We start from the raw sequence: 10,653 nt of genomic DNA on the forward strand, positions 1-10,653 counted from the left end.
TCACTGCGGAAAGGTTAAGCCCCCGGATACCGATCAGCAGGTCTTCAAGCCAGCGGCTTACCCCGCTGGCTTTTTTTGCTTGGGTTTCGCTTGGAAGCGGTTTGCCAAATGGCTGCGTGACCCTGATCCGGGGGCTGCAGTGCTCGAAAACCCAAGGTGCGCCGGTAGTTGCGGTTCCTGCGCGCCGGGCGCACCCGGCTGACGACCCTTCGCTGATGTTGCAAACAGACACTCAGGCTTGAGCAACTGGCTTGGGGGCTGCCGTTTGCAAATCGCGCCCCGGGTCAGTCGGTTTGCCGTTCAAGCAAAAAGCCAGCGCCCACATCACAGGCCAGCGCCTCGCTCAAGAGCGGCAGTGTGCCTTGCAGTTCATCGTGCAGCAGCCAGGGCGGGTTGAGGATGAACAGGCCGCTGCCATGCATGCCGAAGCCGTCATCGCGCGGCCGGTGCACCGATAGTGTGGCGTGCAGCCAGCTCTTGCATGGCAGCCGCTTGAGGCGGTCGATCATCGCACGCGGCTCGGGGCGTTGCAGCAGCGGGTACCAGACCGCATAGATGCCGGTGGCGAAGCGCTGCAAGGCATCCTCCAGCGCTTCAACCACACGCTGGTAATCACGCTTTTCTTCATACGGCGGGTCGATCAGGGTGATGGCTCGGCGCGGAGGGGGTGGCAATAGCGCCTTCAGGCCGGCAAATCCGTCCGCTTTTTTCAGCAACGCGCGCCGTCCCAGGCCCGCCAGGTTTTCTTCCAGTAGCGGGAAGTCAGTCGGATGCAATTCGAACAAGCGCAAGCGATCTTCTTGGCGCAGGCACTGGCTGGCAATCAGCGGCGAGCCAGGATAAAAGCTCAGGCCGTCATCGTTGTAGCCACGAATCAGCGCGACATAGTCGGCCAGCCCTTCCGGCAGATCCTGCCGCTCCCACAGGCGGGCAATGCCGCCGCGAAATTCGGCATTCTTTGCGGCATAGCCGCTATCGAGCTGATAGCAGCCAGCGCCGGCATGGGTGTCGATATACCAGTAGGGCTTGTCCTTCTGATTCAGATAGTTCAGCAGCCGGCACAGCACATAGTGTTTGAGGACGTCGGCATGGTTGCCGGCATGAAAGGCGTGGCGATAACTGAGCATGGTGTTCTGAACCTGGGCGAAGGGGCGATTTTAACGAGTTTGGCGTACAGACGCCCATCGGATATCCATATGCCGAATCAGTTTTTCGGCCGGGCGCCGCTTCTGGTAAAACTGCAGCATGAATTGCCGGCCACTTGCCGGCAGGCAAACTGTGATTCACACCATCATGAGCCCATCCGCACACCGCCTTACCCACCTCAAGCAACTGGAAGCCGAATCCATCCATATCATTCGTGAGGTGGCGGCAGAATTCGACAATCCGGTGATGCTCTATTCCATCGGCAAGGATTCGGCGGTGATGCTGCACCTGGCGCGCAAGGCGTTTGCGCCCGGCACGCCGCCGTTTCCGCTTTTGCATGTCGATACCACCTGGAAATTCCAGGAGATGTACAAGCTGCGTGAAAAGCAGCGCGCCGAAGGCTGGAAGCTGATCACCCATGTGAATGAGGCAGGCCTCAAGGCGGGCATCAATCCGTTTACTGCCGGCTCGGCCAAGCATACCGACGTGATGAAGACCGAGGGGCTGAAACAGGCGCTCAATCAGTATGGCTTCGATGCGGCTTTTGGCGGCGCCCGTCGTGATGAGGAAAAAAGTCGCGCCAAGGAGCGGGTGTATTCCTTTCGTGATCGCCACCACCGCTGGGACCCGAAGCGGCAGCGCCCCGAGCTGTGGAATATCTATAACGCCAGGATCGACAAGGGCGAGAGCATTCGCGTGTTTCCGCTATCGAACTGGACTGAACTCGATATCTGGCAATACATCTATCTGGAAAATATCGAGATTGTTCCGCTGTACTTCTCGGCCGAGCGGCCGGTGGTCGATTACAACGGTACCCTGGTGATGATCGATGATGAGCGCATCCTGCAGTACCTGACGCCAGAACAGAAAGCCAGCATCCAAACCCGCCCGGTGCGCTTTCGCACCCTGGGCTGCTACCCGCTGACCGGCGCGGTGGAGTCCACCGCCACTACCTTGCCGGAAATCATCCAGGAAATGCTGCTCACCACGACCAGCGAGCGGCAGGGCAGGGTGATCGACCACGATTCGTCCGGGTCGATGGAAAAGAAAAAGATGGAAGGCTATTTCTGATGGGCAGGTGAAAAGTGAAATGTGAAAGGTGAAACGTGGCACACGATGGTGACAGGATCGGGCCTTGATGCAATTCACCGTGGCGTAAGCAACGCCATCACATTTCACAAGGCGCAGCGCGCCATCACATTTCACACGGCGCGAAGCGCCATCACAGGATTTCAATATGTCTCATCAATCCGACCTCATCGCCAGCGATATTCTTGGCTATCTGAAGCAGCACGAGAACAAAGACCTGCTGCGCTTTATCACCTGCGGCAATGTCGACGATGGCAAGTCCACCCTGATCGGCCGGCTGCTGCATGATTCCAAGCTGATTTTCGAAGACCAGCTGGCAGCGATCAGCCGCGACTCGCAAAAGTACAACACCACCGATCAGGAAATCGACCTGGCCCTGGTGGTCGATGGCCTGCAGGCAGAGCGTGAGCAAGGCATTACCATCGATGTGGCATACCGGTATTTCAGTACCGAGAAGCGCAAATTCATCATTGCCGACTGCCCGGGCCACGAGCAGTACACGCGCAATATGGCCACCGGTGCCTCTACTTGCAATCTGGCCATCATCCTCATCGATGCGCGGCGCGGGGTGCAGACGCAGACGCGCCGGCATAGCCAGATTGTCAGCTTGCTGGGCATCCGCCATGTCATCGTTGCCATCAACAAGATGGACCTGGTGGACTTTGACCAGGCGGTGTTCGAGCGCATCCGCAGCGAATACCTGGCATTTGCGCAGTCGTTGGCCATTCCCGATATTCACTTCCTGCCGATGTCGGCCCTGCGTGGCGACAATGTAGTGAGTACATCGAGCCGGGCGCCCTGGTATCAGGGCCCCACCCTGATGCAGTTGCTGGAGACGATACAGATCGACCAGGATGTGCATCTCGATGCCTTCCGCCTGCCGGTGCAGTATGTCAATCGTCCGAATCTGGATTTTCGCGGCTTTTGCGGCACGGTAGCCGCAGGCAGCATCCGCCCCGGCGATGCCATTGTTGCCTTGCCATCGGGTCGGCACAGCAAGGTCAAGGCTATCGTGACTTACGAAGGTGAGTTGGCCGAGGCGTTTACCGGGCAGGCGGTCACCCTGACGCTGGACGATGAAATCGATATTTCCCGTGGCGATATGATCGTCAAGGTCAGCGAAACCCACCCGGCGGTATCGGCCACGCTGGATGCGCATGTGGTGTGGATGAGCGAGACGGCACTGGAGGTCGGCAAGGAATATCTGTTCAAGCTTGCCGGCAAGCAGGTATTCGGCCGGGTCGGGCAGATCCTGCATCGGATCGATATCAATAGCCAGCAAGAAGTGGCCGCCAGTGAGCTGGCGCTCAATGAAATCGGTCTATGCCGCATCGTGTTCAATGCGGCGGTGGTATTCGATGCCTACCGCGAGTGCCGCAGCACCGGCAGCCTGATCGTGATTGACCGGCTCAGCAATGCCACGGCCGGCGCCGGCATGGTGGTAGGTGCAGCGGCAGACTGTGCGACGGTGGCCGATCAGGATGAGTTGGCGCGCCTGCGCGCCTTCGAGCGGGAACTGAATCAGCTGGTACGCAAGTATTTTCCGGGCTGGGAAGCGCGCGATATCAGCCGGCTGCTGTGATCCTGGGCTCTGTTGGCGTTTTGTCGACAGAGCCTAGCTCAATAGGCGCCTTGGACGGCGATCATCGATTGCGATGATTCGCCGTTTTCACATTCCGCCTTGCCGCTCGGCAAGGCTTGCCGGTGCTTGCCGCATCGGGACTGGCGCGGCACTGCTGGTGCGCGTCTGCAGGGTTGGCATACAGCGTGCTTGATACAGCGCAGTCTGAACGAGAACTGCATTGCGAGTGGCCATGCTGTCCAAACTGAATCAGTACTTTGCCTCGAATGAAACCGCGCTCAAGCTGCGCGGCCTGCGCCAGGAGGTGATCGCCAGCAATATCGCCAATGGCGACACGCCGGGCTACAAGGCGCGCGATTTCGAGTTCTCCCACGCCTTGTCGTCGGTGCTGGCCGGGCAACAGAAACAAACCATGGGCCTCAGTAAGACCGACGGCCGTCACCTCGGGCCGGATGCGCGCAATCAGCTGGAAGTCGCGCTGATGTATCGCAACGATATCCAGCCTTCGATCGATGGCAACACCGTCGACATGAACACCGAAACGGCCAATTTCACCGACAACGCGGTGCGCTACCAGGCCAGCATCACCTTTATGCAGCAGCGCATCGCCGGCCTGCGTGCCGCCCTGCAATCGCAATAGTCGTGCATCACTGCCTGTCTTACTGCAAGGATACGCACCATGTCTCTGTTTCGAGTATTTGACATCGCCGGCTCGGCCATGACCGCGCAGTCGATCCGGCTCAATGCCACCGCCAGCAATCTGGCCAATGCCGAAAGCGCAACCAGCTCCACTGGCCAGCCCTATCGCGCCAAGCAGGTGGTGTTTGCCGCAACGCAGATGTATGCGAATCAGCCGCAGGCAGTTGGCGTGAATGTTGCTGCAGTGGGCGAAGACCAGTCGCCGCCACGGCTGGTATTCGACCCGAAAAACCCCTTGGCAGATGGCAGTGGCTATGTGGCCATGCCGAACGTGAATGTGGTCGAGGAAATGACCAATATGTTGTCGGCCTCGCGCGCCTACCAGACCAATGCCGACATGATGAACACCGCCAAGACCTTGCTGCAGCGCACCTTGCAGCTTGGCCAGGCTTGAGGAGAGTGAGATGGCCAGCGTAAGCAATGTCAATGCCGCCGGCGATGCCTTCACCGGCATGAACAAGGCAGCCAAAGCATCGAGCGATGCCCAGAGCACGCAAGATCGCTTTCTCAAGCTATTGATCACCCAGCTGAAGAACCAGGACCCGATGAACCCCACCGATAGTGCGCAGACCACCTCGCAAATGGCACAGATCAGCACGGTGAGCGGGATCGAGAATCTCAATGCCAGCATGAGCTCGATGATGTCGACCTTCAATGCCGCCCAGTCCTTCCAGGCCGCCGGCCTGATCGGCCATGAAGTAATGGCGAAAGGCGCGGCGATGGCCTTCGATGGCAGCAAGGCGGTGGCTGGCAAGGTGGTGGTACCGGAAGGCGGCGGCTTTGCCACCGTGTCGATCTACGACAAGAACAATCTGCTGGTGCGCACCATCGACGTCGGCTCCAAACCGGCCGGGCCACAGGACTTCAGCTGGGACGGCAAGGATAAGGACGGCAAGGATTTGCCGGCCGGCAAATATCTCGCTTCCGCCACCATCAAGGGCGCTGATGGCAAGACGGTCTCTGCCGACACCATGACCAATGTGCAAGTGTCCAGCGTCAGTCTGGGCACGGGTGGGGTGAAGCTGCACCTGGCAAATGGCGGCGACCTGGCCATGAGCGACGTGATCCAGATTCAATAGCAGCAGCTTGCAAGCTTATTGCCAATAACGCGGGAGACACGATCATGAGTTTTCAACAAGGCCTGAGCGGACTGGATTCCTCGTCGAAATTCCTCGACGTGATCGGCAATAATGTGGCGAATGCCAATACGGTCGGCTTCAAGGGTGCCCGTGCCGAGTTTTCCGATATCTACGCCAATACCCTGGCCAGCACCGGCCTGCAGGTCGGTATTGGTGGACGCACCTCGGGCGTGGCGCAGCAATTCAGCCAGGGCAATCTGAGCAATTCCGAAAACCCGCTGGATATGGCCATCCAGGGAAACGGCTTTTTCCAGGTGGTGGACAAGAACGGTTCAGTCAGTTACACCCGCAACGGCCAGTTCCAGCTCGATCGCGATGGCTATATCGTCAATAACGGTCAGCGTCTGGCCGGCTATATCACCGATGCCAACGGGCAGATCGTGCAAGGCGGCGGCACCAATCCGGGCGGCACGACCGCCATCAAGGTGCAGGCCGCCAGCATCGGTGGCCGCGCCACAGGTTCATCGGTCAATTCGGCAGCCGGCTTGCAGCTTGGGGTGAATCTGGATTCGCGCGCCCTGGTAACCAGCCGTGGCACCACCGCCTTGAGTATCAACGGGCTGAAATTCGACCCAACCGCCGGCTCGGCTGCGCCGACGATCAGCCCCAATCCGATCCGTGTGGCCGACTCGACCGGTGCCTACCATACCTTGCAGCTGCAGTTGGTCCACACTGCCCCGCAACAATGGCAATTGCAAACCGCGCTCGATGATACCGCCGTGCCTTCCGGCAACTTTAAAACTGCAGCGACACTGAGTTTCGATGCCAAGACCGGTGCCCTGACATCACCTAGCCCGACCAAGGTGATCATGTCACCCAGTGGGGCGCCACCGTTTGAAGTCAGCGTGAACTTCGGTAATGCTGTCGAGGACCGTGCCACACCACCCACGACAGTGAATGGCACCCTCACTGAGAACAACGCTGCAAAGCCGACCACGGTCAGCATCTCCGGCGCCAACCTGTCGCCGGCAACACCTGCCGGTGCCTTGCCGCCTTATACCGTTAAATTCTTCAAGCCCGACGGTACTTCCAGTGATCTGACCGTAACGTTGACGGCCGTCGGGCCTGGCACCAATACCTGGACCGCTACCATCACCGATGCCGGTGGCGGCACTTTTACCCCGGCAACTCTGGACCCCTTGGTGTTCATCGACTCGACTACCGGACTGGTAAAGAGTGGTGGCCTGCAGCAACTGACCCTGGCGACCACCAGCGGCGGCAATCCGGTCAATCTCACCGTCAATCTGGACCTCAGCACCATTACCCAGATCACCGGGGCCGGTGCTGCGGGCACGGCGGTGGCGCGCAGCACTACAGCCGTATCAACGACAGATTCCAATACCTTTACCAGCTCCACTTCGGCCACGGTGTACGATTCTCAAGGCAATCCGCATACCGAGACCTATTTCTTCACCAAGGTGGCGCCCAATACCTGGGAAATCCAGACTTCGTTCGATGGCGCCAAGCCGGTGATCCAGCCGAATTTCCTTACTTTCAATACCGATGGCACGCTCAATTCAGGTGGCACCTTCGCGCTGAACAACCAGATCCCGCCGCCCAACGGCGCGACCTCGCCGCTGTCGTTCAATACCATGCTCAAGGGCAGCACCCAGTTCGGTAGCGGCTTCAGCGTGAACAGCCTGTCGCAGGACGGCTATGCGCCGGGCAATATCACCGGCTTGTCGATCAGTGGCAATGGCCTGATCCAGGGCCGCTACTCCAATGGGCAGAACCAGAATATCGGTCAGATCGTGCTGTTCAACTTTGCCAATTCGCAAGGCTTGCAGTCGGTGGGCAGCAATCGCTGGGTGGAAACCTTTGCCTCCAACCAGGCGCGGGCCGGCGTGCCGGGCAGCAGTGATTTCGGCTCATTGCAGTCGGGCGCGCTGGAAAACTCCAATGTCGATCTGACTAAGGAGCTAGTGGATATGATCACCGCACAGCGCTCCTACCAGGCCAATGCCCAGACCATCAAGACGCAGGATCAAGTGCTGCAGACTCTGGTGAACCTGCGCTAAGCGCATTCGCCGGCTGGTCGGCGGCTCAAGGCCGGCAAGCCGGTGCGCAGGCGGCAAGGCTTGCCGCCTGAAGGAGAACATGATGGACCGTCTGATCTATATCGCCATGACCGGCGCCAAGCACGCCAGCCAGCAGCAGGCTACCGTGGCGAATAATCTGGCCAATGCCTCCACACCGGGTTTCAAGGAGCAGTTGGCGGCATCGCGTGCAGTGGCGGCGGTCGGCGGTGCCGGTTATGCCTCGCGTAGCTTCACCCTGGAGCAAACGATCGGTACCGACTTCAGCGCCGGGGCGCTGCAGACTACCGGCCGCGATCTCGATATCGCGCTGAAAACCGACGGCTTTTTCGCAGTGCAAACCAGCAGTGGCGAAGCCTATACCCGCGCCGGTGGCTTGCAGGTGGACGCCAATGGCATCTTGCGCAGTCGCTCGGGCGACCCGGTACTCGGTGACGCCGGGCCGATCACCATTCCTGAAAACAGCAAGATCAGCATCGGTGCCGACGGCACGGTCAGCGCTGCCTCGATCAGCAATCCTTCACAAGCCAACCAGGTTGGCCGTATCAAGCTGGTCAAGCCTGATGAGCGCACCCTCGACCGCGGTGCCGATGGCCTGTTCCGGCCGCGCGACGGACAGCCGGCGCCGGTAAATGAAACCGTGCAGCTGGCCTCCGGCGCGCTGGAATCGAGCAATGTCAATGCGGTGGGGCAGCTGGTGAAAATGATCGATTACCAGCGCAACTACGATATGCAGGTACGTTTATTGCAAGCAGCTGATCAGAATGCCAGGGCTGCTGCGGCGGTAATGAGCTTGAGCTGATCACGCCTACTGGCCGGCTAATTGAACGACAGGAAAAAAGGACGCCACCATGATGCGCTCGCTGTGGGTTGCCAAGACCGGCATGGACGCGATGCAGACCAATATCGACGTCATCTCCAACAATCTGGCCAATGTGAATACCAACGGCTTCAAGCGTAGCCGGCCGATTTTCGAGGACTTGCTGTACCAGACCCTGCGCCAGCCCGGAGGCGCCACCAGCCAGCAGACTGAATTGCCGACCGGTCTGCAGCTGGGCACCGGGGTGCGGCCGGTTGCTACCGAGCGCATCTTCACCCAGGGCAATCCGCAGCAAACCGGCAATCCGTATGATTTGATGGTGAATGGCCAGGGTTTCTTCCAGGTACAGATGCCCGATGGCACCACCGCCTATACCCGTGATGGCGCTTTTCAGCTCAGCTCGCAAGGACAGCTGGTCACTGCATCTGGCTATGCCTTGCAACCGGCGATCACCGTGCCGGCAGGCACCACCCAGTTCACGGTCAGCAAGGATGGGGTGGTGACGGCCGTGGTGAATGGCCAGACGGCTGCACCGGTGCAACTGGGCAATCTGCAGCTGGCTAATTTCATCAACCCGGCTGGCTTGCAAAGCCTGGGTGACAATCTCTACGCCGAAACCAATGCATCCGGCGCGCCGCAGGTGGCCGCGCCCGGCAGCAATGGGGTGGGGCAGGTCAACCAGAATTTTGTGGAAGTCTCCAACGTCAATATCACCGAGGAATTGATCGGCATGATCCAGGCACAGCGTGCCTACGAGATCAATTCGCGCTCGATCCAGACCTCTGATCAGATGTTGCAAAAGCTCACCCAGCTATAGCGCTGCGGGCCGAGCTGCTCGCCCGCTTCACCATGGATTGATCGCATTCACCACGGGATACTGACCATGTACCTGCGCCTAGTTACGCTCTTTCTCGGTCTGCTGCTGGCCGGCTGTGCCCATTCGGTGCCGCCCAGCATTGTGTCGATGCCGACCACGGTGCGCCCGGTGGCCAAACCGCTGCCCCAGCCGGCCAATGGTGCGATCTTCCAGGCTGCCGCTTCGCGTGCCCTGTTTGAAGACCGCCAGCCACACCAGATCGGTGACAATATCACCGTACAAATCCAGGAACAGGTCAGCGCCAGCAGCCAGTCGAACAATACGGCCGAGCGCAATGGCAGCGCCACCACCAAGGTATCGGCTGGTGGCAACTCCAAGACCTTTGGCAATCTGCTCAATGGCCTGAATATGGACTTGTCGCACGACAACAAATTTGCCGGCAAGGGTCAGACCAGTGCCAGCAATACCTTTACTGGCCAGATTACCGTCACCGTCAACGACATCCTGCCCAATGGCAATCTGGCCATTGCCGGGGAAAAGCAGGTGAATATCCGTGGTGAAATCAGCTATTTGCGCGTTTCCGGCGTGGTCAGCCCACGGGATATCCTGGCGGGCAATGTGGTATCCTCGACCAAGATTGCCGAGGCCCGCATCGAAGAAATGGGCACCGGCGCCGTCGCATCAGCCGACAAGGCTGGCTGGTTGCAACAATTCTTCTTCAGTTTCCTGCCCTTTTAGCGACTCATGATCCGACACCGTGCTGCCCGACTGTTCCTGAGTGTGTGCCTGGCCCTCGCTGGTGCCGAGGCGGTGGCGGAAAAGCTCAAGGAGCTGGTCAGTGTCGGCGGGGTGCGTGATAACCAGCTGATCGGTTATGGCCTGGTAGTAGGCCTTGATGGCAGTGGCGACCAGACCACCCAGACGCCCTTCACGGTGCAGAGCGTCATCAATATGCTCACCCAGCTTGGGGTGCAGCTGCCTGCCAGTACCAGCCTGCAACTGAAGAACGTGGCCGCTGTATCGGTGACTGCCACGCTGCCGCCGTATTCGCGCCCCGGCCAGCGTATCGATATCACCGTGTCGTCGATCGGCAATGCCAAGTCGCTGCGCGGCGGCACCTTGCTGATGAGCCCGCTCAAAGGGGCCGATGGCCAGGTATATGCGGTGGCGCAGGGCAATGTGGTGGTGGCCGGCGCTGGCGCGTCGGCCGGCGGTTCGTCCACCCAGGTCAATCAATTATCGGTAGGCCGCATTCCCGATGGCGCCACGGTAGAGCGCGAGGTGCCGGGCGGGGTGGGGCAGGGCGATTTCATCACCCTGGCGCT

The 10,653-nt window shown here is 59.7% G+C and carries 11 protein-coding genes; 10 read left to right on the forward strand and 1 reads right to left on the reverse strand.

Annotated elements, in window-relative coordinates; translation table 11 throughout:
- Window positions 1-284: 284 nt before the first annotated feature.
- Window positions 285-1,127 carry a 23S rRNA (adenine(2030)-N(6))-methyltransferase RlmJ gene (locus ACE3OH_RS13700; protein WP_374353751.1) on the reverse strand — a complete coding sequence of 281 codons (843 nt, stop codon included), beginning with the start codon at window positions 1,125-1,127 and terminating at the stop codon, window positions 285-287.
- 166 nt (window positions 1,128-1,293) lie between these two features.
- On the opposite strand from ACE3OH_RS13700, the gene cysD reads away from it, so the two are divergent.
- The 10 genes from cysD to ACE3OH_RS13750 form a co-directional block, all read left to right on the forward strand.
- Window positions 1,294-2,217: a sulfate adenylyltransferase subunit CysD gene (cysD, locus tag ACE3OH_RS13705; RefSeq protein WP_374353754.1), complete on the forward strand. Its 924-nt coding sequence runs from the start codon at window positions 1,294-1,296 to the stop codon at window positions 2,215-2,217.
- 166 nt (window positions 2,218-2,383) lie between these two features.
- A complete protein-coding gene (gene cysN, locus ACE3OH_RS13710; protein ID WP_374353757.1) occupies window positions 2,384-3,817 on the forward strand; it encodes a sulfate adenylyltransferase subunit CysN in 1,434 nt (477 codons plus the stop codon).
- Between the two features lie 232 nt (window positions 3,818-4,049).
- Window positions 4,050-4,457 (forward strand): flagellar basal body rod protein FlgB, encoded by a 408-nt coding sequence (gene flgB / locus ACE3OH_RS13715; RefSeq protein WP_374353760.1) that lies wholly within the window; start codon window positions 4,050-4,052, stop codon window positions 4,455-4,457.
- Between the two features lie 39 nt (window positions 4,458-4,496).
- On the forward strand, window positions 4,497-4,910 hold the full coding sequence (gene flgC, locus ACE3OH_RS13720; protein ID WP_374353763.1) for a flagellar basal body rod protein FlgC: 414 nt from the start codon (window positions 4,497-4,499) through the stop codon (window positions 4,908-4,910).
- Between the two features lie 10 nt (window positions 4,911-4,920).
- Entirely contained in the window at window positions 4,921-5,595 is a 675-nt protein-coding gene (locus tag ACE3OH_RS13725; RefSeq protein WP_374353766.1) for a flagellar hook assembly protein FlgD, read from the forward strand.
- A gap of 44 nt (window positions 5,596-5,639) precedes the next feature.
- Complete coding sequence (locus tag ACE3OH_RS13730; RefSeq protein ID WP_374353769.1) at window positions 5,640-7,673, forward strand: flagellar hook-basal body complex protein; 2,034 nt, start codon at window positions 5,640-5,642, stop codon at window positions 7,671-7,673.
- Between the two features lie 79 nt (window positions 7,674-7,752).
- Window positions 7,753-8,493 carry a flagellar basal-body rod protein FlgF gene (flgF, locus tag ACE3OH_RS13735; protein WP_374353772.1) on the forward strand — a complete coding sequence of 247 codons (741 nt, stop codon included), beginning with the start codon at window positions 7,753-7,755 and terminating at the stop codon, window positions 8,491-8,493.
- A gap of 49 nt (window positions 8,494-8,542) precedes the next feature.
- Window positions 8,543-9,328, forward strand: a complete 786-nt coding sequence (gene flgG / locus ACE3OH_RS13740) for a flagellar basal-body rod protein FlgG (protein ID WP_374353775.1) — start codon at window positions 8,543-8,545, stop codon at window positions 9,326-9,328.
- 66 nt (window positions 9,329-9,394) lie between these two features.
- Window positions 9,395-10,066 carry a flagellar basal body L-ring protein FlgH gene (locus ACE3OH_RS13745; RefSeq protein ID WP_374353778.1) on the forward strand — a complete coding sequence of 224 codons (672 nt, stop codon included), beginning with the start codon at window positions 9,395-9,397 and terminating at the stop codon, window positions 10,064-10,066.
- 6 nt (window positions 10,067-10,072) lie between these two features.
- Window positions 10,073-10,653 (forward strand): flagellar basal body P-ring protein FlgI (locus ACE3OH_RS13750; protein WP_374353781.1); only part of this gene is annotated, 581 nt, incomplete at its 3' end.

Origin of the sequence: Chitinimonas sp. (assembly GCF_041904975.1) — a bacterium.
GTDB lineage: Bacteria > Pseudomonadota > Gammaproteobacteria > Burkholderiales > Chitinimonadaceae > Chitinimonas.

Coding starts and splice junctions, on each gene's coding strand:
- ACE3OH_RS13700 (WP_374353751.1), bottom strand. CDS start 1,127: ATGCTCAGTTATCGCCACGCCTTTCATGCCGGCAACCATGCCGACGTC.
- ACE3OH_RS13725 (WP_374353766.1), top strand. CDS start 4,921: ATGGCCAGCGTAAGCAATGTCAATGCCGCCGGCGATGCCTTCACCGGC.
- flgG (WP_374353775.1), top strand. CDS start 8,543: ATGATGCGCTCGCTGTGGGTTGCCAAGACCGGCATGGACGCGATGCAG.
- cysN (WP_374353757.1), top strand. CDS start 2,384: ATGTCTCATCAATCCGACCTCATCGCCAGCGATATTCTTGGCTATCTG.
- cysD (WP_374353754.1), top strand. CDS start 1,294: ATGAGCCCATCCGCACACCGCCTTACCCACCTCAAGCAACTGGAAGCC.
- flgF (WP_374353772.1), top strand. CDS start 7,753: ATGATGGACCGTCTGATCTATATCGCCATGACCGGCGCCAAGCACGCC.
- ACE3OH_RS13745 (WP_374353778.1), top strand. CDS start 9,395: ATGTACCTGCGCCTAGTTACGCTCTTTCTCGGTCTGCTGCTGGCCGGC.
- flgC (WP_374353763.1), top strand. CDS start 4,497: ATGTCTCTGTTTCGAGTATTTGACATCGCCGGCTCGGCCATGACCGCG.
- ACE3OH_RS13730 (WP_374353769.1), top strand. CDS start 5,640: ATGAGTTTTCAACAAGGCCTGAGCGGACTGGATTCCTCGTCGAAATTC.
- flgB (WP_374353760.1), top strand. CDS start 4,050: ATGCTGTCCAAACTGAATCAGTACTTTGCCTCGAATGAAACCGCGCTC.